The sequence below is a fragment of the Microbacterium sp. K27 genome, from assembly GCF_004794435.1.
In the GTDB taxonomy this organism is placed as follows: domain Bacteria; phylum Actinomycetota; class Actinomycetes; order Actinomycetales; family Microbacteriaceae; genus Microbacterium; species Microbacterium maritypicum_A.
On record NZ_SSDK01000036.1, the window covers coordinates 131,600 to 156,761 of the forward strand.

Sequence of the window (25,162 nt, forward strand, 5' to 3'; positions counted from 1 at the left end):
GGGCCTCTCAGGAGGTGGCGACGAGCGGGAGCAGTTCGCGCTGGACGAGCACGCCGCGCAAGGCGGTCACATCGCTCAGCACGGCATCCGCCCCTGCGGCGCTCAGCGCCGGACGATCGTGTGCACCGGTCAGCACGCCCGCGACGAATCCGGCACCGGCTCGGCGGCCCGACTCGACGTCGCTGACGGTGTCGCCGGCGACAGCGACGGCCTGGACAGAGGCGGTCTGCGTGCGCAGCAGCGCGGTGAGCACCAGGTCCGGGGCGGGACGCCCGCGTCCGGCATCGATCGGCGACAGGACGAGGTCGACGAGATCGCCCCAGCCCAGACCGTCGATCAGGGCGTCGCGGGTCACCGGGGCGAAGCCGGTGGTGAGCACGACCGTCAACCCGGCATCCTTCAGCCCCTGGATCGCGTCGGCGGCGCCAGGGACCTCGGAGATTCCCTGCTCGGAGACGATCTCGGCGTACGCGCCCTCGAACGCGGCGGTCGCCCGTGCCGCCGACTCGGCGTCGCCACCGGAGAGGTGCGTGAAGACATCGATCTTCGACTGCCCCATCGTCACACGCACGTAGTCGAGCGCCTCGTCCCACGGCATCCGGTCCGCGACGCCCGTGCGCTCGGCGGCGCGCTGGAACGCCTGTTCCACGACGCCGTCGTCGAGCACCGTGGTTCCCGCCATGTCGAGGACGACGAGTTCGAGAGGAGTGGTCATGATGTTCCTTCCATTGCTGCCGCCCACCCGAAGGCGGCGGTGAGATTCTCTTCGGCGAGCCCCAGCCCTGTGGTCATCCCGATGCCGGTCGTGGCGGCGAGCACCAGCACACCGTCGTCGGTCCGGTCGATCAGGAACTCCTGCCGCCCCTTCGCGTATACGCCCTGCCACCGCTCGATCACGCGGGGCGCCGGCGCATCGAACAGCGTTTCCGCCTCGCTGAGGAAGGCGGTGAAGGCGGCCTCGGGCTGGAACGGCGCCGGGGCCACGGCCGTCGCGTGCGAGTCGCCGATGATGAGCGTGCCGTCGGGGAGCTGCGTGTACATCTGGTTGAGGTCGATCGCGGCGAGGTCGGGCCGCTCGGTGTGCAGGCGCTCGCGCAGCACGGCGGCCTCGGGTCCGTCGGAGAACCGACCGTAGCGGACGAGCGACCAGCCGGTGAGCAGCGGCGCGGCGAGCGGATGCCGGAACGACACGGCCGCCCGCATCATGTCCAGGGCGCAGCGGACCACCCCGTGCCGTTCGGCGACCTCGGGGAGCAGCTGATCGATGTCGTGGTTCACGGCGACGACGACGCTCCCGCAGGCGATCGGACCGCGGGTGGTCTCGACACGTCCGTCTCCGACCGCGGTGACGGCGGTACGGAAGCGGAACTCGACGCCCTGACGAGCCAGGTGACGCACGATGGCATCCGCCGCGGTGCGCGGATCCGTCTGCAGGTCGGTCTCGATGTGCGCGCCGCCGATGAGTCCCTCGGCACGGAGCGGGGCGAGACGCAGGAGCTCCGCGGAATCCAGCATCCGGATCCCGCCCTCGCGGGACGCGGCCTCCAGCACGGCGAGCTCATCGTCGTGCCGGGCGGCGACCAGCGTGCCCGACTCGCGCAGCCAGAAGCCCGCATCCTGGGAGAGGCGCAGCCACAGGTCGTGCGAGATGTCGGCGTACCGCCGGGCCTCCCCGCCCTGAGCCCCGATGCAGAGGTGCCCGAAGTTGCGGATCGTGGCGCCGACCGGTGCCTCGGTGCGGTCGACCACGATCACGCGCAGACCGCGCCGGACCGCCGCGTACGCCGCACCCAGACCGACGATCCCGGAGCCGACGACGACCACGTCCGCCGTGTCGAGAGGACGATTCATCGGAACACCTTCCGCATCCACATCGCGAGCCCTTCGACCACCAGCACGGTGGCGAGGATCATCAGCACGATCGCCGTCACGGTCTCGTAGCGAGAGCCCTGGCTGGCGTTGAGCAGGTAATAGCCGACGCCGCCGCCGCCGACGATGCCGAGGATCGTCGCCGCGCGGATGTTCGTGTCGAGCATGTAGAAGCTGTGGCCGATGAGCGCCTGCATGCCCTGCGGCACTGTCGCCGAGGTATAGGTCTGCAGACGCGTCGCGCCCACCGCGCGAAGTGCGCGTTCCGGTCCGCGGTCCACTTCTTCGAAGGAGTCGGCGATGAGCTTGCCGAGCAGTCCGATGCCGCCGATGGCGAGAGCGATGACGCCGGCCTGCGCGCCGAGTCCGGTGATGACCACGAGCACGATCGCGAGGATCAGCTCCGGGATGCCCCGGATGCCGACGAGCAGCAGACGTGCCGTGCCACGGGCACCGGAGCTCGGGGCGACGTTGCGTGCCGCGAGCGAACCCAGCAGCAACGACGGGAGCAGGGTGAGCACGGTGGCCGCGAGGGCGATCGCGACGGTCTCGCGCATCGCCTGGAACATCGCGCTCGCGTCGTAGTTGCCGAACGACGGCGGCCAGAACTTCGCCGCCACCTCTGGCAGCTTTGCCCAGAACGTGATGAGGTCCATCCAGTTGATCTGGCTGACCACGACGCTGCCGATCACCACGAGCACCGCGACGACGCCGGCGATCGTGTGGCGCACGCGCTGCGCGGTCCAGGGCCGCCGCACCGCGGTCTCCGGGCTGGCCGCCCAGGCGGGGCGGGCGTCGGGTGCCGATGCGGCGTTCGCGCCGAGACGCGGATGCAGGATCCTGTCGATCCACGATCGGGTGTGCTTCTGCTCGCCGAGCATCGCGCCGCGGACCATGCTCGAGACGATCTCCATCGCGACGCACAGGATGAAGATCACGAGGGCGATGCCGAGGCCCTTGCCGTAGTTGAGCGACTTGAACGCATACGACATCTCCAGGCCCAGACCGGCGACGCCGACGTAGCCGAGAACCACGCTGCCGCGCAGGTTGATGTCGTTGCGGTGCAGCACGGTGGCCACCCAGCTGGGCAGCACCTGCGGCAGGATGCCCGACGTGAACTCCTGCATCTTCGAGCCGCCCGCCGCACGGATGGCGAGGCGGGGGCCTTCATCGATCTGCTCGATCGCATCGGCGAACATCTTCGAGATCATGCCGATCGAGTGGATGCCGATGGCGAGGATCCCGGGAAGGGTGCCGAGCGAGAACATCAGCACGAACGCCATCGCGAGCACCACGTCGGGAAGCGCACGGGTGAGCACGCCGATGAACCGCGCGGCTGCGCGCCATCCGTTGCCCGGCGTGGTGTTGGCGGCGGCGAGGTAGGCGATCGGCACCGACAGCACGGCGGCGAGCAGCGTGCCCACGAGCACGAGTCCCACGGTGAGGGCGATCAGCCAGGCGAGGTCGCCAGGGGCGGGGAAGGTGAGACCGCCGACGCGTGCCATGAAGTTCTCGGCGTTGCCCCAGCTCTGCACCATCGCCGGGAGGGAGATGTCGACATCGCGGACGGCGAGGATGCCGAGCACCACGAGGGCGACCAGGGTGAGGGATGCCGCGATCCGCTCCGGCGAGATCGGACGCTTCGGGGCGCGCTTGGCGACCGTCTGCCCGCCGCCCCGAGGCACCGGCCCACCGCCGCGGGTGGCTGCATCCGTCGCGGAGTCGAGGGCCGTCATGATGCGGCCACCTGCGCAGCCGCCTCCACGAGCTCCTCGGCCACGGCACGGATCTCGGCGGTCGTGGTGGCGACGCGCCCGTAGATCTCCATGACCTCGGCCTTGGTGAGGTCACCGGTCGGAGTGTCGAGCACCACTTCGCCGTGACGCAGACCGACGATGCGGTCGGCCCACGAGATCGCGAGGTCGACCTGGTGCAGGCTGCAGACGACGGTGAGTCCCTCGTCGGCGGCGATCTCCCGGATCAGCGCCATGACCTGCTCGCTCGACTCCGGGTCGAGCGAGGCGACCGGCTCGTCGGCGAGCAGGATGTCGGGCTTCTGCATCAGGGCCCTGGCGATGGCCACGCGCTGCTGCTGCCCACCCGAGAGGGTGTCGCTGCGCTGGTAGGCGCGGTCGAGCAGACCGACGCGATCGAGGTGCTCGAGTGCGGTGAGCTTGGCGGCACGCGAGTATCCCCAGAGGCCGAGGCGCGGTCCGCGCACGCCGGACAGCGAGCCGGTGAGCACGTTCTCGAGCACGGTGAGCGAGGGCACCAGCTCGAACTGCTGGAAGATGAAGCCCACGCGGCTGCGGAGGTCGCGCAGCGCCCTGCCCTTCAGCGCCGGGACCTGGGAGCCCAGCACCTCGACCGAGCCCGCGGTGGGGGTCTCGAGACCGTCGAGGTGGCGCAGCAGGGTCGACTTCCCCGAGCCGGAGAGGCCGAGGAGCACGACGATCTCGCCGCGGGACACCTCGAGCGAGGCATCCTTCAGTGCAGTGGTCGTCCCGAAGGTCTTCGTCACGCCGTCGAGGCGGATGAGGGCGTCGGATGCCGAGGCGGTCATGTCGTAGCTCCTGTGGTGTCGTGAGTCGTGCGGTGGTGCCCTCCGTCCTGTCCGTGCGCGACGGAAGGGACGGAGGGCGCCGGGTGAGGGGAAGCGGTCAGGCCGGGCTCAGGCCTTGCACTGCTCTGCTTCGGTCTCCTTGCAGATGTCGCGGATCAGGTCGTAGTACGCGTCGTCGACCGGCTTCGTGGCGTAGAACACGCTGCGGAAGGCGTCGGTGTCGGCACCGTCGATGCCCGCGGCGATGATGTCGTCGATCGTGATCTCGGCGAGGCCGTCGATGAGCTTCTTCGAGACGTCGTCCGGGAGCGTGGAGGAGTAGACCAGCGGCGCACCGGGCACCATCGTCTCGTCGACGACCTTCACCTTGTCCGACTTCTCGACCTCGGAGTCCTCGGCGAAGCCCGCCTCGCACTCCACACCCTCGCCGACCTTCGTGACGCTGACATCGTGCTTGCCTGCGAACACCGGGGTGATGTCGGTCTTGGGATCGATGCCGGCCTTGAGCAGGTTGTACGACGGGAACAGGTAGCCCGAGGTCGACGACGGGTCCACGAAGCAGACCTTCTTGCCCTTGAAGTCGTCGATGCTCGTGATGTCGCTGCCGACCGGGACGATCGCCTGCGAGAAGTAGCCCGGCTCCTGGCCCTCCTCGGTCACGATCGAGGAGATCGGGGTGAGCTTGGCACCGTTGTTGGTGGCGGTGACGTAGGTGAATCCGGAGAAGGACGCGACGTCGACCTTGCCGGCGACCGCGGCCTCGATGAGTGCGGCGTAGTCGGTCGACTCGTGGTACTCGACCGTCTTGCCGGTGATCTCGGCGATGTAGTCCATGAGCGGCTGGTAATTCGTCTCGGTGTCGACCGAGTCGGGCACGACGCCGAAGACGAGCGTGTTCTCGTCGACCGCGAATCCGCTGGCGGAGGACGACTCGTCGGCACCGGATGTGCCGGCTGCGTCGGCCGAGCCGGAACAGGCGGCGAGGCCGAGGGCGAGGAGCGCGACGCCGGCGAGGGCGGGAAGAGCGCGGAGCTTCATGAGGACCTTTCAGGGTGTGAGGGGTGATCCACGGAAGACTCTCTCAGGTGCCACGCCGAGATATGTACCTAACTCGGAAGAGTTCAGGGCTCGTTTACCGAGCATTCGCCTGGATGAACACTCCTCGAACGTGATCGCGCCCACCGAGATGGCGAAGTAATGTACCTATGTGGCCGAAGCTGTGTACACCCAGATCGCCGACGACCTTCGCGCGCAGATCGCGGCGGGCACCCTGCGCCCGGGCGACGACGTCCCGACCGAGGCGGACCTCGCCGAGAAGTGGCGCACATCTCGCGGTCCGATCCGCAATGCCCTGGCCGCCCTGCGCGGCGAAGGTCTGATCGAGACGAGCCGCGGGCGGCCGGCGCGCGTGGTCGCCCGCAAGGCCAATCAGGCCGTCGACGTGTCGGTGCCGTTCACGCGCTGGGCTCGGGAGCTGGGCGTCACCCCGGGGGCGCAGACGCAGGAGCTGAGCCTGCGGCGCGCCGGCGATCTGGGAGCAGCACTCGGCGTCGACGCGAGCGACACCATCGTGAGCGTGGTCAGGCTGCGCCTGCTCGACGGCCGCCCGACCATGCTGGAGCGCCTCCACTACACGGAGGTCGCGGGACGACGACTGTTCGAGGTGAACCTCGACGAAGTCTCGATCACGGAGTACCTGGGCTCCGTCGGACACCCGATCGTCACGCTGCAGCACGTCATCGATGCGGTGGCCGCCGACGACCAGGATGCCGCGCTGCTGCGCGTGCCCCGTGGCACGCCCATCCTGCGCCTCACACGCACGTCGCGCGATGCGGAGGGGCGGATCTTCGAGGCCTCGGAGGACCGCTACCTGAGCGAGGTCGTGCGCTTCACGGTCGCCGCGTCGGGGATCTCCACCGACGGCCATTTCATGCGTGCCGTCGGCGCCTAGCAGGACGTGCATGAGCACCGGTCGGGAGGCCGGAGAATCGGCCGTTAACGCAGAAGGCGATCGCGAGCGCGCAAGGTGTTTCAGAAGCCAGAAAGACCGCGCCCGCGATCGCAGCGCTGGGGACGCTTTATCTGGGGAGCCTTCAGATTACTGGAGGCTGCAACGCGTTCCACAGGGTCGAACGTCGAGACTTCCTTAGACTTTCGTCTAGGTTCTCGCGGATCGTGGAAGGGGTGCTCACACACTCTAGAGCATCAGACGACCGGAAGTCGGGCCGACACGACCCAGAATCCCTCGACTTCGCCGGCGCTGAACTCGCCGCTCGCGCCCATGACGCGCTCCGCCATCCTTCCCAGGCCGGTGCGACTGGAGGAGAGCTCGCGGCGCGGCGTCGTCGGGAGCGGGCTGCGCAGCGTGAGGTGGGCGACGTCGTCGTCCACGGCGAGGTCGATCTGCACCTCACCGGGTCCTGCGTATTTGAGGATGTTCGTGGCGGACTCGCGCACGATGCGCGCGAGGACGATCTCGACGGCACGCGGGATGCGCTCGTCGCGGGGGTCTCCGTCGCGGGCCACGGAGTGACCCGCGGATTCGAACTCGCTCTGCGCCTCGTCGATCGCCGCTGCGAGGTCGCCCGTCTGCACACTGGACGACTGCGGACCGTCGTCCGCCAATTCGATCACGAAGCGAAGATCGGTCATCGCCTTGCGCGCGGCGACACGGATCGCTTCCTGCGAATCGGTGCTGGTCTCGGGGTCTTCGAGCATCTGCACGTGCAGCGCCACCACCGTGAGGTGGTGCGCGATGCTGTCGTGCAGCTCACCGGCGATCCATCGTCGCTCGGCGAGCACTGCTTGACGTTCTTGTTCCGCGCGCTCCTCGAGTTCGCGCTCGAGGCGACTGCCCCGAGCGAAGGCGAGCCGCAGGGCGAACCCGACAGCTCCGGCCACCGTGGCGAAGATGAGGAACAGACCGACGTTCACATCGGTGTCGGCATCGCCGTTGGCGACGAGTGCTGCGGCGATGAGGAACGCACCGGTGTACGACAGGATCAGGGAGGTCCATCCCAGCCTCATGACCAGCCCGGCCGCGACAGCGGCTGCGGTCAGAACCTGGGACTCGGTTCCCACGAGGAATGATGTCGCGAACACGACGCCGAGGGCGCATGTCGCGATGAGTGGATTCCAGAGATAGAGGGCGAACGCTGCGGTACATGCGACGCTCACCAAAAGTGCGACCGGGTTCACACCCGGCGTGGTGAAAAAACCTATGACGTCCGTGGCGATGGTGATGGAGACGATGACCAGGACGACGATCCGCTCGATCGCGCTGAGCTTCTCGCCCCGACCCAACCGGAACGAATCCGCAGATCGTCGGGTGGACTGGTCGAAGGCCATGGTTCACTATCTCCTATTCGCCAGGTACGCTAGCGGACGAGACCAAAAAACTTGCCAACCTGCTGCCAGAAAGTCATTACGTTCACCTCCATTATGTAGTCGTTCGTCGATGTCTGTATTCATCTTCTCGGCGAACAACGCGGCGCACATCTGTCTCACGTCTAGAGGTTTTTGGCCAAAGGTCTACATGACGTCATCGAAGCGCTCCCGCCGTTAGGCTTCCCCCTATGCAGGAAATCCGTGTCGTGATCGTCGACGATGATCCACTGGTCCGTTCGGCGCTGTCGCACTTCGTGTCGCGTGACCCGGAGATCACCGTGATCGCGCAGGCCGAGGACGGCCTCGAGGCGATCGCCACGGTGGAACGCGAGCAGCCCGATGTGGTGATGATGGACGTGCAGATGCCCGAGATGGACGGCATCGAGGCCACCGGCGTGATCGCCGAGCGCTGGCCGCACGTCCGCGTCCTCGCGGTGACGACGCTCGACGGCAGCGACACGGTGCTTCCGATGCTCAGCGCCGGCGCCTCCGGCTACCTGCTCAAGGACTCCAGCGCCGACGACATCGTCACGGGCGTCCGCGAAGTGCACAGCGGCGCCAGCTCCCTCTCTCCCCGGATCGCCTCGATGCTGATCAAGCACGTCCGCGAATCTACGCCCGTGGCGGCCGACGCCGACGCCCTCGAGCCGCTCACCGAGCGCGAGGTCGAGGTGCTCCACTGCCTCGCCCAGGGCATGTCGAACGCCGAGATCGCCAAGGCGCTGATCGTCTCCGAGGGTACGGTGAAGGCGCATCTCGGCCGCATGATGTCCAAGTGGCACCTGCGCGACCGCGTGCAGATCCTCGTGACGGCCGCGCACGCTGGTCTCGTCAGCTTCCGCTGATCACCACGCGAGCAGGATAATCCCCGCGACGACGACGAGCGACGCCGCGATCCGCCAGGCGGGACGCGACTCCCGCAGCACGAACACCCCGAACAGGCTCACCAGCACCACGCTGACCTCGCGCAGGGGGGCCACCAGCGCGACCGGTGCGATCTGGATCGCGGTCAGCACCAGGATGTACGACAGCGGCGACAGGATGCCGAAGGCCAGGATGCGGCGCCATTGCGTGCGCCCGAGCGCCCACACCGCACCCCAGCGCCGACGCACCGCGATCGAGTAGAACGGCACCTGCAGCAGCGTGGTTCCGACCATGAACGCGACCGGCGAGAGGCCCCAGGTGCGTACCGCGTGCGCGTCCCAGATCGTGTAGACGGCTATCGCGACACCGGTGAGGAGCCCGAAGACGATGCCGGGATCGAGCCGCCGAGAACCCGCCCCTCTCCCCCGGTCGACGAGTCCGATGGCGACGACGCCGACGATCACGGCGGCGACGCCCACGAGCGCGACCGCCGAAGGACGCTCGCCGAGCAGCAGCACGGCCACGATCACCGAGAGGAAGGGGCCCGTGCCCCGCGCCGTCGCGTAGACGGTGGAGAGGTTGCCCTCCCGGTACCCGCGCTGGAGCACCGCCATGTAACCGACGTGCAGCACCGACGAGACGGCGACGCCGAGGGCGAACGACCCCAGGTCGTCGGCCCCGAGACCGCCGGTGAACGGCACCGCGCCGATCCACACGACCGTGCTGCCGACCGATCCCCACCACAGGAACGGCGCTCCGGCCCGGCTGATGCCGTGCGCGATGATGTTCCACGCCGCGTGGGCTATGGCGGCGCCGAAGACCAGGACGAAGGCGAGTGGAGACACGACGAGACCCCTCCGTCCGACGCGCGGCGCGACGAACAGGGTCCTCCGGGCTTTTGTCCTGTCAGATGACGGCTCTCCTGTGGAGGAGGGCCGTGGCGCCGCTCGGACCAGACGGGCGCGAACCCCGGAACCCTAGGCGCTATCGGGACGAGCCTAACGCGATCGGATGAACGGCGGGGAAACGACGACGCGCCCCGCTCGATCATCGGGCGGGGCGCGTCGTGCGGATGGAGCGGCGTCAGACCTCGATGTCGCGGCGACGCACGCGGGCGATCAGCAGCACCAGGGCACCGACCGCGAGCAACGCGAGCGCCCAGCCGATTCCGGTGATCACGCCACCCGTGGCGGCGAGCCCGTTCAGGTCGACCGTCGCGGTGGCGGCAGCCGTGACCGTCACGGCCCCGCCGACGCCACTCGCCGTGGCCACGTTGACGACCGTGCTCGCCGCGATGTCCGCCGTGGTGAGGGCGTAGGTCACCGGACCGCAGCTCGCCGTGGCGCCGGGAGCGAGGGCGGGGATCGCGCAGTCGACGACGCCACCCAGCTTCGGGTCGTCGATCTTCACGTTCGTCAGCGTCACCGCTCCCGTGTTGGTGACGGTGAACCGGAAGGCGATGGTGTCGCCCGCGTTCATCTTCCCGTTGCGGTCGGCATCGACGTAGTCGCCGCCGGTCTTCGTCAGCGCGATGGCCGGCTGTGCCACGAGCGGGGTCACCACGGTGTCGGTCGCGACCGGCGGGATCTCCGAGGTGCCGGTTCCCGTGGCGGTGGCCGTGTTCTCGATCTCGCCCGCATCGATCTCGGCCTGCGTGAGCACGGCAGGGGCGCCGGCCGCGCAGACGGTCGACTCACCCGGGGCGAGCTCGGTCGCATCGCACGTGACCGCCGCCCCGAGGCGCGGGTCGCTGACCGTGACGCCTGTGAGGGTCGTCGTGCCCGCGTTCGTCACGGTGAACGTGTACGCGATGGTGTCACCGGCATCCGTGCGTCCGTTGCCGTTGGCATCGACCACGGCTGCCGCGGACTTCAGCAGCGTGATGTCGTCGGTGCCCGCGACGCGCACGTCGGCCTCGTCCTGGGCGTCGGCGCTGCCGTTGCGCGACTGCCCCTCGACGGTGGCCACGTTGTGCACGGTCCCGTCGTCGACGTTCTGCTGCGTGAGCACATAGTCGACCGGCCCGCAGGTGACCTCGTCACCCGGACTCAGCTCGAGACCGTCAAGAGCGGCGCAGTCGACCCTGCCACCCAGCAGCGGGTCGTCGAGGAGGATGTCGCGCAGCACCGTCGTGCCGCTGTTGCGGATCGTGAACGTGTAGCCGACCGTGTCACCGGCTCCTGCCCGACCGTCTTCCCCGAGCGCGATCGCTCCCGGGGTCTTGGTCAGCTCGATCGCGCTCGTGCCCGTGATCACGACGTCGGCCGATGCGTCGTCGCTGACCGGACCGAGCGGGCTGGTGCCGGTCGTCGTGGCGGTGTTGCGGACGATCTCGGCCTCGATGTCGGCCTGGGTCAGCGTGTACGTGAACGAGCCGCAGTCCGAGGTGCCGCCCGGCGCGAGAGCACCGACTGCGCAGAGGGTTCCCGCACCGAGCATCGGGTCGGTGATCACCACACCTGTGAGGGTGGTGGTGCCGAGGTTGCGCACCGAGAAGGTGTAGTCGACCGTGTCACCGGCACCGATGAAGCCGTCGCCGTCGGCGTCGAGCACGCGCCCGACGTTCTTGAGCAGTTCGATCGCCGCGGTACCGGTGATGTCCACGTCCGCCTGCGCGGTGTCGGTCACCGTGCCGATCGGTGCGTTCGCCGTGACCGCGGCCTCGTTGTGCACGAGCCCGCCGTCGATGTCGGCCTGGGTGAGCGTGTAGGTGATCGGTGTGCAGGAGACCGACTGCCCCGGTGCGAGCGCGGTTCCATCGAGCTCGGGGCACGTCACGGTTCCGCCGAGCATCGGGTCGGTGATCACCGCGTCGCGCAGCGTCGTCGTGCCGTTGTTCGTGACGGTGAACGTGTACTCGATCGTGTCACCGGCTCCGACGGCGGAGTCGCCGTCCACGTCGACCACGGTCGACGGGTTCTTGGCGAGACTGATGCCGTTGGTCGCCGCGATCGTGACGTTCGCCTCGGCATCGTCGGTCGCGGGGCCCTGGGCCGACTCGGCCGTTACCGCGGCGGTGTTGCGCACCGTTCCGGCATCCACATCCGCCTGCGTGAGCGTGTACGAGACCGGCGCGCAGGTCACCGCTCCGCCCGGCGCCAAAGGTGCGGCGAAGGCCGCGCACGCCACCGCACCGCCGAGCAGCGGGTCGGTGATCGCGGCGCTGGTGAGCGTGACGTCGCCGGTGTTGCGGACCGTGAAGGTGTAGGCGACCGTGTCACCCGCACCGATGCGTCCGTCACCGTCGGTGTCGGTCGGAGCGCTGACGCTCTTGACGAGTTCGACCTGCGGCGTTCCCGAGACCGGAACGGTCACCGTCGACGTGTTGTCGCTCGGGTCGGGGTCAGGAGTGCTCGATGTCACCGTCGCCGTGTTCGACAGCGTCGCACCCGCGATCGACGGGTCGACCGTGCCGCTCACCGTCGCGGTGAAGGTGGCGCCGACCGCGAGGGTCGGCTGCGTGCACGCGAGCTGCGATCCGGTGATCGTGCACCCGGGGGTGGCGGTCGATGGATTCAGCAGGCCGGCGGGAAGGGCATCGGAGACCGCGACGGCGGAGGCGATGCTCGGCCCGTTGTTGGTCACGACGAGCGTGTAGGTCACGGCGCCGTTGAGAGGAGCCGGGTTCGCCGAGATCGTCTTGACGATCGCGAGGTCGGCGGAGGGCGTGACGGTCACCGACGCGGTGCCGGTGTTGTTCGACGTGTCAGGATCCGGCGTACGCGAACTCGCCGTCGCGGTGTTGGTCAGCTGTCCTTCCGTGTTGACGGTCGCGGTGACGGTGATCGTCTCGGAGTCGCCCGGCAGCAGGGTGCCCACCGTCCAGCGCGCGTCCTCCATGGACCACGTGCCTGTCGACGGCGTGGCTCCGGTGAGCATGAACCCGACGGGGAGCAGCTCGTCGAGCACCACGCCGGCGGCCGCCGACGGACCTTCGTTGGTGACCGTGACCTCGAACGTCGCGGTCCCGCCGAGCGGAACCGTCGGGGTCGAGGTCGTCTTGACGACGCTCACGTCGGCGTTCGGCGCGAGCGTGACGTCGACCGTCGAGGTGTTGTTGTCGGTGTTCGGATCCGGAGTCCCGGAGGTGGTCGTCGCGGTGTTCGACACCACGCCCGTCGCGGTCGTGCTCCACGTGCCCGTGACCTCGATCGCCACCGATCCACCGGGAGCGATGTCGCCGAGCTCGCACCCGACCGTCCCTCCGACGATCGAGCAGCCCGGTCCGTTGACGACGACGTCGAGGAATCCCGCCGGGAGCGTGTCCGAGACCGAGGCGCCGCGGGCGACGGAGGGCCCCGCGTTCGCAACCCGGAGCGTGTACGTGAAAGAGCTCCCCGGCTCGCCCGTCGTCGGCGCCGTCTTGACGATGCTCAGGTCAGCGCTCTGGACGACCTCGACGTCGACGGAGCTGGAGTTGTTCGTGGTGTCCCGGTCGGCCGCGGGGGCCGCGACGGACGCGGTGTTCGTCACGGTGCCGACGGGTGCATCGGCGTCGACCAGAGCGTGCACGACCACGTTCGACGGTCCCCCGACGAGGAACGACGCCCAGGTGCACATGATCGAACTCGCGGTGGATGTGCACGTCGCGCCGGGCGGGGCGTCGACACCCGTCACCGAGAACCCTTCGGGCACGGTGTCGACGAGCGCCACGTTCACGGCATCCGACGCACCGAGGTTGCGTACAGCGAGAGTGAAGTCGATCGTGTCGCCGGCCGAGACCTGCGCGGCGGAGGCCGTCTTCACGACGGCCATGTCGGCGATCACATCGGGCTGGAAGCTGGTCGACGAGACGTTGTTCGCCGGGTTCGTGTCGGTCGTGCTGGTCGTCACCGTCGCGGTGTTCTGCAGCACAGCGGTGGCGCCGGGGTTGATCTCCACCACGACGAAGGTTTCGACGGAGCTCGCGCCGGGGGCGAGCGTACCCACCTGGCAGGTGAGCATCGACCCCTGAGCCGTGCACGTGCCCTGGCCGGGATCGGCGCTGATGAAGGTCGTGTCCGGGTCCAGCGGGTCGGTGACCACGACGTTGCGCGCCTCGGACGGCCCGGCGTTGAAGACCGAGAGGGTGTAGGTCACCTGCTCGCCGGCGACCGGCGTGGACGGGGAGAACGTCTTGACGATCGACACGTCGGTCTGGGCGGACATCGTGCTGACGACGCTCGCGGTGTTGTTCGCGAGATTCGGATCGGTGCGGGTGCCCGAGACCGTGGCGGTGTTCGACAACGAGGCCCCGGGGTCGCCCGACGGGGAGAGCGTTCCGGTGATCTTGATCTCGGTGCTCTGCCCGACCGCCATGTCCGGTACCGCGCAGCTCACCGTCGCGGTGACGGTGCACGTCACGTCACCCGAGTCGACCGTGACGTTCGTGATGCCTGCAGGGATGGGGTCGGTGACCGTCACCCCTGTCGCAGTCTGCGGGCCGTTGTTCGTCACACCGATCGTGAACGTCACCGGCTGGCCGGCGACCAGCGGATCCGTGTCGATGCTCTTGGTGATCGCCAGGTCGGCGGCGGCGTTCACAGGGGTCTGGGTCTCCTGGCTGACCGAGGTGCGGTCCTGGCCGACGACGTTGTCGCGGAAGGCGACCCGTGCCTCATTGACGATCGTGGTCGCCGCGGCCGAGACATTGACCTTGGCGTCGAAGGTGTAGCTCGTGCTCGCTCCCACACCGATGGACCCTCCTGCAGTGGCCGTACCCCCGTCACCGAGGCGCACCTGCACCGTGCGGCTCCCCGAGGTGTACGAGCCGCGGTCATCGCCGGCGGCGTCGGTGAGGGCACCCGTGCCCGCTCCGCTGATGATCTTGAGCGAGCCCGGGACGAAGTCGATCCCTGCGGCGAGCACGTCGGACGACACCGACTGCAGCGCCGGGTTCCCGCCGCCGTTGTTCGTGGTGACCGTGTAGCGCAGCGTGTCGCCCACCTCAGCGGTCGTGCCTCCGCGCGTCAGATTGGTCACCGACTTGTTCGTGATGAGACAGGGGCCGGTTCCGAAGGTGATGTCGTCGAGGAAGTTGCCGACGGAAGCGCTGCCACCAGCCGAGCTGACCGCCTCGAAGCCGAAGCGCGTCACCGTCTGACCCGCGGGAACGGTGTACGTGCCGGTGTGCGCGCCCCAGGCCGTGTTCCCGTCGGAGAGGTTGGGGCCGCTCTGCACGAGGGCTCCGGTCGGGGTGCCGATCACGACGCGCATGACGTCGGTCCCGGTGCGCCCGCGGTGCTTGAGCGACCACGACAGCGTCTGGCCCGGAGTCGTCGCCACGTCCTGATAGAGCCGGCTGGGGCTGTTCGCGTTGAGCTCGGCGAACTGCCGCCCCGCGGCGGCGGTGACGCCGTTGAATCCGCTGCTCCACAGCTCGATCTGGTTCAGGCTGTCGTTCGTGAACCACCCGGGGACCTGATTCTCGTCGGGGAGCGACACCGAGGCGTTCGGGATCACCGGCGCCTCGAACCCGCCGTTGACGAGGGCGACCGTTCCCTGACAGCTGGTCGGGGTCTGCGCCGCCGATGCCGATGTCGGAGCGACCGCTTCGGTGACGACGGTGAGGCCAGCAGCCAGCAGCAGTACCGAAGTCGCCCCCGCGATGGCGCGACGAATGGACAGACGTGGGTGTGCACGCATGTGAAGTTCTCCCCGGTTCACGGAAGAGCCCGAACCGGCATCTCCCCCGCTGGAAGGCTAACCCGGGTGTAGCCGAAAGTGGTAGACCCGCCTTCGGACGAAGTCCCCGACTACGCTCGAAGCACCGCGTTCTCCAGGAAGGTCACGACATGCCCGTCACCCCCGCAGCCCTCGCCCACGCCGAGGACCTCGCCGACTTCGTCGCCGCCTCGCCCTCGAGCTACCACGCGGCGGCCGAGGTCGCTCGACGACTGGAGGAATCGGGGTTCACGCGGCTGCAGGAGGAAGATGAATGGCCTCTTCAGCCCGGTGGGCGCTTCGTGGTCGTGCGCGACGGCGCGGCGATCGCCTGGGTCGTGCCGTCGGACGCCGCGACCACCACGCCGGTGCAGATCTTCGGCGCGCACACCGACTCCCCCGGGTTCAAGCTCAAGCCGCAGCCGACCACCGGTTCGCGGGGCTGGCTGCAGGCTGCAGTCGAGGTGTACGGCGGACCGCTGTTGAACTCCTGGCTCGACCGCGAGCTGCGCCTCGCCGGGCGACTGGCGCTGGCCGACGGCCGTGTCGTGCTGGCGGACACCGGCGCCCTGCTGCGCCTGCCGCAGCTCGCGATCCACCTCGATCGCGGCGTCAACAACGGGTTGGCCCTCGACAAGCAGACCGAGACGCAGCCCGTGTGGGGGCTGGGCGACCCGACCGAGGCCGACATCCTCGCCGAACTCGCCGCAGCGGCCGACGTGGCAGCGTCCGAGATCCGCGGATACGACGTGGTCATCGCCGACTCCGCACGCGGCGCGGTGTTCGGCAAGGACGACGCGTTCTTCGCCTCCGGCCGTCTCGACGACCTCGCCTCGGTGCACGCCGGCGTGGTCGCACTCGCGACGCACGAACCGTCCGCGGGCGCACCGATCGCGGTGCTCGCCGCGTTCGACCACGAGGAGCTCGGCTCGGAGTCCCGTTCCGGGGCCGCCGGCCCCTTCCTCGAAGACGTGCTCGAGCGCGTGTACTCGAGGCTGGGCGCCGATGGATCCGCGCGCCGTCAGGCGTATGCCTCGTCGTGGTGCCTGTCGAGCGACGTCGGACACTCGGTGCACCCGAACTACGCCGCCAAGCACGACCCCGTGGTGCAGCCGGTGCTCGGCTCGGGACCGATCCTGAAGATCAACGCCAACCAGCGCTATGCGACGGATGCGATCGGCACGGCGTCATGGCGGAGCTGGTGCGAGCGCGCAGGCGTCGCGACGCAGGAGTTCGTGTCGAACAACAGCGTGCCGTGCGGCTCGACGATCGGCCCGATCACGGCGACCCGCCTCGGCATCCGCACGGTCGACGTGGGCATCCCCATCCTCTCGATGCACTCCGCACGAGAGCTCGCCGGGGTCTCCGACCTGCACGATCTGGCCCGCACCGCGCAGTCGTTCTTCGCCGGCTGAGCACGCGGGCGGTTCCGGCCCACGCGAAGTCCGCCCGGCCGCGCCCCCGCAGTGCCAGGATGTGAGCATGACGGACATCAAGCCGGCCCTCATCGAGCGTGCGGGCATCGAGATCATCCCCGAATCCGAGCGCACCGCGAAGCCTCGTGACCTGTTCTGGCCGTGGTTCGCGGCGAACGTCTCGGTGTTCGGCATGTCGTACGGCTCGTTCGTGTTGGGCTTCGGCATCTCGTTCTGGCAGGCGACGCTCGTCTCGATCATCGGCATCGTGGTGTCGTTCCTGCTGTGCGGGCTCATCGCGATCGCCGGCAAGCGCGGCTCGGCGCCCACCATGGTGCTCTCCCGCGCGGCGTTCGGCGTGCAGGGCCAGAAGGTTCCGGGTATCGTCTCGTGGCTGACCTCGATCGGCTGGGAGACGTTCCTCGCGATCATGGCGGTACTCGCCACCGCGACCGTCATCACGCAACTCGGCGGTGACGGCGACAGCATCTGGCTGCGCATCGTCGCGACCGTCATCGTCGCAGCGCTGATCGTGACCGCCTCCGTGCTCGGCTATCACACGATCATGAAGCTGCAGTCGGTGCTCACGTGGATCACCGGCGTGGTCACCGTGGTCTACATCGTCCTCGCGGCGCCGGCGATCGACTTCTCCGCCGTGCTGGCCCGCCCCGACGGCGGTATCGGTCAGGTGATCGGCGCGCTCGTGATGGTGATGACCGGATTCGGGCTCGGCTGGATCAACATCGCCGCCGACTGGTCGAGGTACCAGAAGCGCACGGCGTCCGACGGGGCGATCGTCGCCTGGAACACGATCGGCGGCTCCGTGGCACCCGTGATCCTCGTGGTGTTCGGCCTGCTGCTCGGCGGCTCCGACGAAGACCTCATGAACGCGATCGCCGCCGACCCGATCGGCGCGCTCGCCTCGATCCTTCCTCCCTGGGTACTCGTGCCGTTCCTGCTGACGGCCGTGCTCGCGCTCGTCTCGGGCGCGGTGCTGGGCATCTACTCCTCCGGGCTCACCCTGCTCAGCCTCGGCATCCGCATCCCGCGCCCGTCGGCGGCCGCGATCGACGGCGTGATCCTGACGCTCGGCACGATCTTCGTGGTGTTCTTCGCGACCGACTTCCTGGGGCCGTTCCAGAGCTTCCTGATCACGCTCGGTGTGCCGCTCGCCTCGTGGGCCGGCATCCTGATCGCCGACATCCTGCGTCGGAAGAAGGACTACGACGAGGAGGCCCTGTTCGATCAGAACGGTCGTTACGGCGCGTGGGACTGGACATCGATCGCTACCCTGGTCGTCACGAGCGTGATCGGTTGGGGCCTGGTCGTGAACAACTTCGCCGAGGATGCCGCGTGGAACAACTGGCAGGGCTACCTGCTGTTCCTCATCGGCGGCAGGGACGGCGAGTGGGCATACGCGAACCTCGGGGTGTTCTTCGCGCTGGTGCTGTCGTTCCTCGTGACCTACGTCGCCAGGGCCGCGAAGATCCGACGCCAGGAGGCCGTGTGAGCATTCCGGCGGCCGGGGACACCTGGCTCGTGGTGATCGATCCGCAGGCGATCTTCGCCTCGCCGGAGTCTGCGTGGGGTTCACCTTTCTTCGCCGAGGCGATGCCGAGCATCCGCGCCCTGGCGGAGGCGTTCGGCGACCGCGTGCTCGTGACGCGCTGGGTGCCGACCGCCGATCGGTCCACCTCCTGGGGCGACTACTTCGCAGCCTGGCCGTTCGCCGACCAGCCGCCGGGCGACCCGCTGTTCGCCCTGGTGCCCGAAGCGATCGACCTCTCCCCGCATCCGAGCCTCGACCTGCCGACGTTCGGCAAGTGGGGCCCCGAGCTCGAAGCGGTGGTCGGTCGCGGAGGGCGCCTGGTGCTCGCCGGGGTCTCGACGGACTGCTGCGTGATCTCGACGGCTCTGGCCGCGGCCGACGCGGGTGCGCACGTCACGATCGCCGCCGATGCCTGCGCCGGCTCGACTGCGGAGAACCACGCGACTGCGCTGCACGTCATGGGACTGTATCCCCCGCAGATCACCGTGAGCGACACCGCCACCGTGCTCGGCAACCGCTGACGGCGGGCGTGGGCCTCAGTCCGAGGCTCGCACGGCGGCGGCGATGTCGGTCGGGGAGCCGTGCCAGGGCGCGCCGTGACCCGGCAGCACCCAGGAGGCCGAGACCGCGGCCAGGCGGTCGAGCGAGGCGAGCGCCTCGTCGGGCTCGTCCGTGAAGGGCGCGCGCTGCGCCCCGGTCCGTCCCGTGAGCACGTGCCGAGTGGTCAGCGCGTCGCCGACGAACACCGCGTCGACGGCCGGCACGTGCACCGCGATGCTCCCCGGCGAGTGGCCGGGCATCCCGATGACGACCGGAGCACCGGGCAGATCCAGCACGTCGCCGTCGCCGACTTCCGTGACGACCGACACGTGATGTGTGCGCAGGGCGTTCTTGCGCAGGCCGTAGGCGAAGAAGCCGAGCGTGGGCCCGATCTTCGCCGGTCCCATCGCGGTCTTCGGCTTCTCCCCGGTGCGCACACGATGGCCGTCGGCCGCATGGATGAACACCGGCACTCCCGCCTCTGTGCGCAGCCGCTCGGCGAAGCCGATGTGATCGCCGTCGCCGTGGGTGAGGACGAGTCCGCGGATGTCGGACAGCGGGCGACCGAGCGCGGCGAGTTCGCGCTGCAGATCGTGCCAGTGCCCTGGCAGCCCCGCGTCGATCAGGGTGATGCCCTCGGGCAGGTCGATCAGGTACGAGGCGACGATGTCGTTGCCGAGGCGGTGCAGGTGCGGTGCGAGCTTCATGGCGGATCCTCTCGGGATGATTGCGATGGCTACGTTACGTAGCTATCATGGCTATTGTCAATAGCCATCCAGGGAGGATCCGATGCCGACACCGGAACGCACGTCCACCGACGAGATCGTCGCGGCCGGCCGGGAGATCCTCGAGGTCGCGGGACCTTCGGGCCTCACGATGCAGGCGGTCGCGAACAGGGTGGGCGTCCGCGCCCCCTCGCTCTACAAGCGGGTGCGGGACCGGCATGCTCTGCACGCCGCCGTCGCCACCGCGTCGATCGATGCGCTCACGGCGCGGCTCGAAGCCGCGGGCGACGACATCGGTGCGCTCGCTCATGCCTACCGCGACTTCGCGCACGCGCATCCGGAGGGCTTCCGGATCATGTTCACGATCGCGGCTCCGCATGACGCGCTGGAACGTTCGGCGGCACCCCTCATGCGCGCCGCCGCCTCCCTGGTCGGTGACGACGACGCGCTCGACGCCGCCCGTCTGTTCACCGCCTGGGCGACCGGCTTCCTGCAGATGGAGCTGTCCGGAGCGTTCCGACTCGGCGGCGACGTCGACCGCGCTTTCGAGTACGGCCTGCGTCGACTCATCGCCGGGATGGCCGGCTGAACCGCCACGGGTTCGATCACTGTCGCGCACCGGCATCCGCAGCCGGACTCGCGCACCGGGGCCGCCGGGCTACTTCATCGTGTCGAGGATGCCGACGAGGTCTTCGAACGTGGTGAGGGGATTCAGGATGGCGAAGCGTGTGTTCGGACGCCCGGCATGGGAGCTGGGGACCACGAACGCCCGCTGCGAGTCGAGCAGGGCCGCCGACCATCGGTCGTAGTCGGCACGCTCCCAACCGTCGCGCTCGAACACCACGATCGACAGCTGCGGGTCTCGCACCAGACGCAGCTCCGGACGTCGGGCGATCTCCGCGGCGATCCGTCGCGTCAGCGCGAGTCCGGCACTCACCGCCTCACGGTAGGCCGTGACCCCATAGGTCGCGACCGAGAACCACATGGGCAGGCCGCGCGGGCGACGCGTCAACTGGATGGAGTAGTCCGAGGGGCTGAACTCGTCGACGTCGGTGAGGATGTCGAGGTATTCGGCATGCTGCGTGTGCGCCCGGCGCCCGCTGTCGGGGTCGCGGTAGATCAGCGCGCAGCAGTCGAACGGTGCGAACAGCCATTTGTGCGGATCGACGATGACCGAGTCGGCGCGCTCGACGCCGGCGAAGATGTGCCGCGCTTCCGGCGCCAGCATCGCGGTGAGACCGTAGGCACCGTCGATATGCAGCCAGAAATCGAACTCGTCCTTGAGCGCCGCGATCCCCTCGATGTCGTCGACGATGCCGAAGTTGGTCGAGCCGCCGGTCGCGACGACCGCACAGATCTCGTCACCGTGCGCGAGGAGGGCTTCGCGCACGCCCTCCGCGCGCAGCACGCCGTCGTCGCCCGCAGGAACCAGCAGCACGTCGGCATCCATCACCTTCGCGGCCGACTTGTTCGAGGAGTGCGCCTCGACGCTGCACAGGATCTTCCATCGGCTCGGCAGCTCCTTGCCGGCCGCGATCAGCCGCGCCTTCGCCGCCTCGCGCGCGGCGACCAGTGCCGAGAGGTTGCCGATCGTGCCGCCCTGCACGAACACTCCGCCCGCGGTCTCGGGCAGCCCGAACTCGCTCGCGAGCCACGACAGCACCTCGTTCTCGGCGTGCACGGCCCCCGCGCCCTCGAGCCAGCTGCCGCCGTAGAGCCCGGATGCCGACACGACGAGGTCGAACGCGATCGCCGCCATGGTCGGCGCTGTCGGGATGAACGACAGATACAACGGGTGACTCGTGGTCAGGCACGCCGGGGCGAGGACGTGCTCGAACACGCTGAGGGCACGCGCGGCCCCGAGTCCCGCATCGGTGATCGTGGGCCCGACGAGGCGGTTCAGCTCGGCCTCGGACTGGGGCTTGTCGAGCGGCACGTCGGCGGCGAGCATGCGACGACGCGAGTAGTCGAGCACGGCGTCGACGATCGCCGTCGATTCGGGCGAGGCCGCGTGCATGCGCACAGCATCCATGGGCGTTCCTTTACTTGTCATCAGATCGGGAGTCGGCAGATCGGGTGTCGGCAGATCGGGTGTCGGGCGGTGCGGTGTCGAGCGGTGCGGTGTCGAGCACGGCCGACAGTGCACGCCTGGCCAGGTCGGCGCGGTCGCGGGGCGCCCACTTCACGAGGGAGTGCGCGTTCATTCCGTCGACCATCGCGAGCAGCAGCCACGCGGCCATGTCGGCGCGGCCGGCCGCGATCGCACCGGTCGCCGCGGCCCGGGCGAAGATCTGCTCCAGCGCGCTCTGCCACGCGTCCATCTCCTGCCGCACGCGGGCGGCGAGCGCCTCGTTGCGAGCACCGAGCGCCCACGCCTGCACCCAGATCAGGGTGACGTCGTCGCGGTCGGCGTCGAGGAGTGTCTCGATCAGGCGCAGCAGACCGGCCCGCAGCGCGGCGGGGCCGTCGGCGCCATCGAACGCGGCGATCACCTCGTCGCGCTCCGCCGCCACGATCAGCCCGAACACATCGGCGACGAACGCGTCCATCCCCGGCCGGTAGTGCGCCACGAGCGCCGGAGTCACCCCGACGCGAGCGGCGACCGCCCGCACGGTGAGGCTCTCGAGACCACTCTCGCGCGCAAGGCCGATCGCGCCGTCGAGGATCGAGTGATCGCGCTCCTCCGGCGACATCCGGCGAGCGCCCGCACCTGTTGACGTGGTCTTCATCAGGGGTTACCGTAACACCTGTTGATCGCATGTTCAATAGAAGAACCGGCAGCAGCGAGGAGATCACGATGAGCTGGCGCATGCCCACCGAGACCGCACGTCACGAGCGCACCTGGATGGCGTTCCCTGCAGAGGGCGAGACCCTCGGCGACACCGACACGGCGCGCGAAGAGGGCTACGCCACCTGGACCGCCGTCGCCCATGCGGTCGCAGAATTCGAGCCCGTGTCGATGCTGGTCGACCCGAGCGAGGTCGACAGGGCCCGGCGCATGCTCAGCAGCAGCATCGAGATCGTCGAAGCGCCGGTCGACGAGTTCTGGATGCGCGATTCCGGGCCGACGTTCGTGGTCGACGACGACCGGCCGGGAGTGCTCGGTGCGGTCGACTGGATCTTCAACGGCTGGGGTGCGCCGGAATGGGCCGAGTGGCGCAAGGCCGCGCAGCACGCGCGCATCGTCGCCGGCGCCGTCGGGGCGGAGCTCGTGAGCTCCACACTCGTGAACGAGGGCGGCGGCATCCACGTCGACGGCGAGGGTACCGTGCTGCTCACCGAGACCGTGCAGCTCGACCCTCGGCGCAACCCCTTCGCCGACAAGCAGCGGATCGAGGCCGAGATGGCCCGCACTATCGGCGCGACCAAGGCCGTGTGGCTGCCCCGTGGGCTCACTCGCGACTATGACGACTTCGGCACGAACGGCCACGTCGACATCGTCGCCACCATCGTCTCGCCCGGGCGGCTGCTGCTGCACGATCAGCAGAACCCCGAGCACCCCGACCACGCCGTCACCCGTGAGCTGCGCGCCCTGCTCTCGGAGCAGACCGATGCCGCCGGACGCCGCTTCGAGGTGATCGACCTGCCCGCACCCTCCACGCTGACGGACCAGGAGGGGCCCGTCGACTGGAGCTACGTCAACCACCTGGTCACGAACGACGGCGTGGTGGCGTGCGGCTTCGGCGACGAGAAGGCGGATGCCGCGGCGCGCGCGATCCTCGCCGACGCCTACCCCGGACGCCGGGTCGTCACGGTGGATGCGCGCCCGCTGTTCGACCGCGGCGGAGGGATCCACTGCATCACTCAGCAGCAGCCCGCCCTCGACGGAAGCCACTGATGTTCGACGTGGTGGAGGCATCCATCGCCGAGCTGCGGCGCGCCCTCGAGACCGGCGAGACGACCGCGGTCGAACTCATCGACGCCTACCTCGCGCGCATCGCCGCCTTCGACGCCCCCGGCACGGCTACGGCGCTGAACGCCGTCGTCGTCGCCAACCCGGAGGCCCGTGCCGAGGCGGCGGCATCGGATGCTCGTCGCGCCCGCGGCGAGGCCCTCGGGCCCCTCGACGGCATCCCCTACACAGCGAAGGACAGCTACCTCGTGCGCGGCCTCACCGCCGCCGCGGGAAGTCCCGCTTTCGCGGAGCTCGTGGCCCAGCGCGATGCCTTCACGATCGAGCGGCTGCGTGCGGGCGGAGCCATCTGCCTCGGGCTCACGAACATGCCTCCGATGGCGAACGGCGGCATGCAGCGTGGCGCCTACGGTCGCGCGGAGAGTCCGTACAACGCGGCCTTCCTCACAGCGCCCTTCGCCTCCGGCTCGTCGAACGGCTCCGGCACGGCGACGGCGGCGAGTTTCGCCGCTTTCGGCCTCGGCGAGGAGACCTGGTCGAGCGGCCGGGGCCCCGCGACCAACAACGCGCTGTGCGCCTACACCCCCTCACGCGGCGTGATCTCGACCCGCGGGAACTGGCCTCTCGTGCCGACCATGGACGTCGTTGTGCCGCACACCCGCTCGATGGCCGATCTGCTCGAGGTGCTCGACGTGATCGTCGCCGACGACGCCGAGACCCGCGGCGACTTCTGGCGGGCGCAGCCGTGGGTCGAGCTGCCCGCCGCATCCGCCGTCCGCCCGGAGTCGTATCGCGCCCTCGCCGCGGACACGGCGCGCACGCTCGTCGGTGCACGCATCGGTATCCCCCGCATGTACATCAATGCGGACCCGGATGCCGGCAGCACCGACAGCCCGGGCATCGGCGGCCCCACCGGTCAGCGCATCGACACACGGGCGAGCATCATCGCGCGCTGGGAGGCCGCCCGCCGCGTCCTCACCGCTGCCGGAGCGACCGTGATCGAGGTCGACTTCCCCGTGGTGTCGAACTACGAGGGCGACCGTCCGGGGGCGCACACCATCGCGACTCGCGGCCTGGTGCCACCCGAGTACCTGCACCGCGAGATCGTCGACCTCTCGGCGTGGGCGTGGGAGGACTTCCTGCAGGCGAACGGCGACCCGGGCCTGCGCTCGCTCGCCGACGTCGACGGCGCCAGGATCTTCCCGCATCCGGTGGGCGCGCTTCCCGACCGTTACACGGGGTTCGACGACGATATCGCCGAGTATCCGGACTGGGTGCGCCGCCATCCCGACGTCTCGTTCAGGGACATGCCCGAGCTCGAAGACGGGCTGCGCGGCCTGGAGGAGACGCGCCGCCGTGACCTCGAGGTGTGGATGGACGTGCTCCGGCTCGACGCCGTGGTCTTCCCCGCGGTGGCCGATGTGGGGCCGGCCGACATGGACGTGAACCCGGAATCCGCCGACCTCGGCTGGCGCAACGGCGTGTGGATCGCGAACGGCAACCTCGCGATACGTCACCTCGGCATCCCGACCGTCACCGTGCCGATGGGACTGATGAGCGACATCGACATGCCGATCGGGCTGACATTCGCGGGACGGGCGTACGACGACACGCGACTGCTGCGTTTCGCCTCGGCATTCGAAGCGGCAGGCGGCCCCGGCACGCGTCGCACGCCGCCGACGCGCACCCCCGCGCTCTGAAAGAGCCGCCAGCGTGACATAACACTCCTGTGACGCTCGCCACGATAGTGATATG

At 69.4% G+C, this 25,162-nt stretch carries 19 protein-coding genes; 8 read left to right on the top strand and 11 right to left on the bottom strand.

What is annotated here, in order from left to right; all coding sequences use genetic code 11:
* Positions 1-7: 7 nt before the first annotated feature.
* The 5 genes from DW307_RS07935 to DW307_RS07955 form a co-directional block, all read right to left on the bottom strand.
* A complete protein-coding gene (locus DW307_RS07935) occupies positions 8-715 on the bottom strand; it encodes a phosphonatase-like hydrolase (protein ID WP_029267500.1) in 708 nt (235 codons plus the stop codon).
* Positions 712-1,851 carry a TIGR03364 family FAD-dependent oxidoreductase gene (locus tag DW307_RS07940; RefSeq protein WP_136024458.1) on the bottom strand — a complete coding sequence of 380 codons (1,140 nt, stop codon included), beginning with the start codon at positions 1,849-1,851 and terminating at the stop codon, positions 712-714. Before DW307_RS07940 ends, DW307_RS07935 begins: the two co-directional genes overlap by 4 nt.
* Complete coding sequence (phnE, locus tag DW307_RS07945; protein WP_136024459.1) at positions 1,848-3,605, bottom strand: phosphonate ABC transporter, permease protein PhnE; 1,758 nt, start codon at positions 3,603-3,605, stop codon at positions 1,848-1,850. The genes DW307_RS07940 and phnE overlap by 4 nt, the downstream gene beginning before the upstream one ends.
* A complete protein-coding gene (gene phnC, locus DW307_RS07950; RefSeq protein ID WP_136024460.1) occupies positions 3,602-4,432 on the bottom strand; it encodes a phosphonate ABC transporter ATP-binding protein in 831 nt (276 codons plus the stop codon). Before phnC ends, phnE begins: the two co-directional genes overlap by 4 nt.
* Before the next feature lie 108 nt (positions 4,433-4,540).
* A complete protein-coding gene (locus DW307_RS07955; protein WP_136024461.1) occupies positions 4,541-5,470 on the bottom strand; it encodes a phosphate/phosphite/phosphonate ABC transporter substrate-binding protein in 930 nt (309 codons plus the stop codon).
* 169 nt (positions 5,471-5,639) lie between these two features.
* On the opposite strand from DW307_RS07955, the gene DW307_RS07960 reads away from it, so the two are divergent.
* The gene (locus DW307_RS07960) at positions 5,640-6,383 is read left to right on the top strand and encodes a GntR family transcriptional regulator (protein ID WP_029259976.1); all 744 of its coding nucleotides are present in this window, start codon (positions 5,640-5,642) and stop codon (positions 6,381-6,383) included.
* 254 nt (positions 6,384-6,637) lie between these two features.
* Here the strand turns inward: DW307_RS07960 and DW307_RS07965 are convergent, their stop codons facing one another.
* Positions 6,638-7,780 (bottom strand): sensor histidine kinase, encoded by a 1,143-nt coding sequence (locus tag DW307_RS07965; RefSeq protein ID WP_021201214.1) that lies wholly within the window; start codon positions 7,778-7,780, stop codon positions 6,638-6,640.
* Positions 7,781-8,007: 227 nt separating this feature from the next.
* Between DW307_RS07965 and DW307_RS07970 the strand changes: the two genes are divergently transcribed.
* A complete protein-coding gene (locus DW307_RS07970; RefSeq protein WP_021201215.1) occupies positions 8,008-8,664 on the top strand; it encodes a response regulator in 657 nt (218 codons plus the stop codon).
* Here DW307_RS07970 and DW307_RS07975 read toward each other — a convergent pair whose 3' ends face one another.
* Positions 8,665-9,528, bottom strand: coding sequence for an EamA family transporter (locus tag DW307_RS07975; RefSeq protein WP_136024462.1), 864 nt, complete (start codon positions 9,526-9,528; stop codon positions 8,665-8,667).
* Between the two features lie 238 nt (positions 9,529-9,766).
* Positions 9,767-15,307, bottom strand: a complete 5,541-nt coding sequence (locus tag DW307_RS07980; protein ID WP_136024463.1) for a DUF11 domain-containing protein — start codon at positions 15,305-15,307, stop codon at positions 9,767-9,769.
* Between the two features lie 149 nt (positions 15,308-15,456).
* On the opposite strand from DW307_RS07980, the gene DW307_RS07985 reads away from it, so the two are divergent.
* From DW307_RS07985 to DW307_RS07995, 3 genes are all read left to right on the top strand, one after another.
* Positions 15,457-16,740 carry a M18 family aminopeptidase gene (locus DW307_RS07985; protein ID WP_136024464.1) on the top strand — a complete coding sequence of 428 codons (1,284 nt, stop codon included), beginning with the start codon at positions 15,457-15,459 and terminating at the stop codon, positions 16,738-16,740.
* Positions 16,741-16,807: 67 nt separating this feature from the next.
* Positions 16,808-18,250: a purine-cytosine permease family protein gene (locus tag DW307_RS07990; protein WP_136024465.1), complete on the top strand. Its 1,443-nt coding sequence runs from the start codon at positions 16,808-16,810 to the stop codon at positions 18,248-18,250.
* Positions 18,247-18,810 (top strand): cysteine hydrolase family protein, encoded by a 564-nt coding sequence (locus DW307_RS07995; protein ID WP_136024466.1) that lies wholly within the window; start codon positions 18,247-18,249, stop codon positions 18,808-18,810. Before DW307_RS07990 ends, DW307_RS07995 begins: the two co-directional genes overlap by 4 nt.
* Positions 18,811-18,825: 15 nt before the next feature.
* Here the strand turns inward: DW307_RS07995 and DW307_RS08000 are convergent, their stop codons facing one another.
* Positions 18,826-19,536, bottom strand: a complete 711-nt coding sequence (locus DW307_RS08000; protein WP_029267514.1) for an MBL fold metallo-hydrolase — start codon at positions 19,534-19,536, stop codon at positions 18,826-18,828.
* An 82-nt stretch (positions 19,537-19,618) separates the two neighbouring features.
* Between DW307_RS08000 and DW307_RS08005 the strand changes: the two genes are divergently transcribed.
* Positions 19,619-20,143 carry a TetR/AcrR family transcriptional regulator gene (locus tag DW307_RS08005; protein ID WP_021201222.1) on the top strand — a complete coding sequence of 175 codons (525 nt, stop codon included), beginning with the start codon at positions 19,619-19,621 and terminating at the stop codon, positions 20,141-20,143.
* Between the two features lie 69 nt (positions 20,144-20,212).
* On the opposite strand, the gene DW307_RS08010 is transcribed toward DW307_RS08005, so the two are convergent.
* Both DW307_RS08010 and DW307_RS08015 read right to left on the bottom strand, forming a co-directional pair.
* Complete coding sequence (locus DW307_RS08010; protein WP_021201223.1) at positions 20,213-21,586, bottom strand: pyridoxal phosphate-dependent decarboxylase family protein; 1,374 nt, start codon at positions 21,584-21,586, stop codon at positions 20,213-20,215.
* 10 nt (positions 21,587-21,596) lie between these two features.
* The gene (locus tag DW307_RS08015; protein ID WP_081859774.1) at positions 21,597-22,283 is read right to left on the bottom strand and encodes a TetR/AcrR family transcriptional regulator; all 687 of its coding nucleotides are present in this window, start codon (positions 22,281-22,283) and stop codon (positions 21,597-21,599) included.
* 68 nt (positions 22,284-22,351) lie between these two features.
* Between DW307_RS08015 and DW307_RS08020 the strand changes: the two genes are divergently transcribed.
* Complete coding sequence (locus DW307_RS08020) at positions 22,352-23,392, top strand: agmatine deiminase family protein (RefSeq protein WP_029267518.1); 1,041 nt, start codon at positions 22,352-22,354, stop codon at positions 23,390-23,392.
* The gene (locus DW307_RS08025; RefSeq protein ID WP_029267519.1) at positions 23,392-25,107 is read left to right on the top strand and encodes an amidase; all 1,716 of its coding nucleotides are present in this window, start codon (positions 23,392-23,394) and stop codon (positions 25,105-25,107) included. The genes DW307_RS08020 and DW307_RS08025 overlap by 1 nt, the downstream gene beginning before the upstream one ends.
* Positions 25,108-25,162 lie beyond the last annotated feature (55 nt).

Bases quoted from the DNA above. Each gene is read 5' to 3' on its own strand.
- DW307_RS07935 (WP_029267500.1), bottom strand. From the start codon at position 715: ATGACCACTCCTCTCGAACTCGTCGTCCTCGACATGGCGGGAACCACG.
- DW307_RS07940 (WP_136024458.1), bottom strand. From the start codon at position 1,851: ATGAATCGTCCTCTCGACACGGCGGACGTGGTCGTCGTCGGCTCCGGG.
- phnE (WP_136024459.1), bottom strand. From the start codon at position 3,605: ATGACGGCCCTCGACTCCGCGACGGATGCAGCCACCCGCGGCGGTGGG.
- phnC (WP_136024460.1), bottom strand. From the start codon at position 4,432: ATGACCGCCTCGGCATCCGACGCCCTCATCCGCCTCGACGGCGTGACG.
- DW307_RS07955 (WP_136024461.1), bottom strand. From the start codon at position 5,470: ATGAAGCTCCGCGCTCTTCCCGCCCTCGCCGGCGTCGCGCTCCTCGCC.
- DW307_RS07965 (WP_021201214.1), bottom strand. From the start codon at position 7,780: ATGGCCTTCGACCAGTCCACCCGACGATCTGCGGATTCGTTCCGGTTG.
- DW307_RS07970 (WP_021201215.1), top strand. From the start codon at position 8,008: ATGCAGGAAATCCGTGTCGTGATCGTCGACGATGATCCACTGGTCCGT.
- DW307_RS07980 (WP_136024463.1), bottom strand. From the start codon at position 15,307: ATGCGTGCACACCCACGTCTGTCCATTCGTCGCGCCATCGCGGGGGCG.
- DW307_RS07985 (WP_136024464.1), top strand. From the start codon at position 15,457: ATGCCCGTCACCCCCGCAGCCCTCGCCCACGCCGAGGACCTCGCCGAC.
- DW307_RS07990 (WP_136024465.1), top strand. From the start codon at position 16,808: ATGACGGACATCAAGCCGGCCCTCATCGAGCGTGCGGGCATCGAGATC.
- DW307_RS08000 (WP_029267514.1), bottom strand. From the start codon at position 19,536: ATGAAGCTCGCACCGCACCTGCACCGCCTCGGCAACGACATCGTCGCC.
- DW307_RS08005 (WP_021201222.1), top strand. From the start codon at position 19,619: ATGCCGACACCGGAACGCACGTCCACCGACGAGATCGTCGCGGCCGGC.
- DW307_RS08010 (WP_021201223.1), bottom strand. From the start codon at position 21,586: ATGGATGCTGTGCGCATGCACGCGGCCTCGCCCGAATCGACGGCGATC.
- DW307_RS08015 (WP_081859774.1), bottom strand. From the start codon at position 22,283: ATGAAGACCACGTCAACAGGTGCGGGCGCTCGCCGGATGTCGCCGGAG.
- DW307_RS08020 (WP_029267518.1), top strand. From the start codon at position 22,352: ATGAGCTGGCGCATGCCCACCGAGACCGCACGTCACGAGCGCACCTGG.
- DW307_RS08025 (WP_029267519.1), top strand. From the start codon at position 23,392: ATGTTCGACGTGGTGGAGGCATCCATCGCCGAGCTGCGGCGCGCCCTC.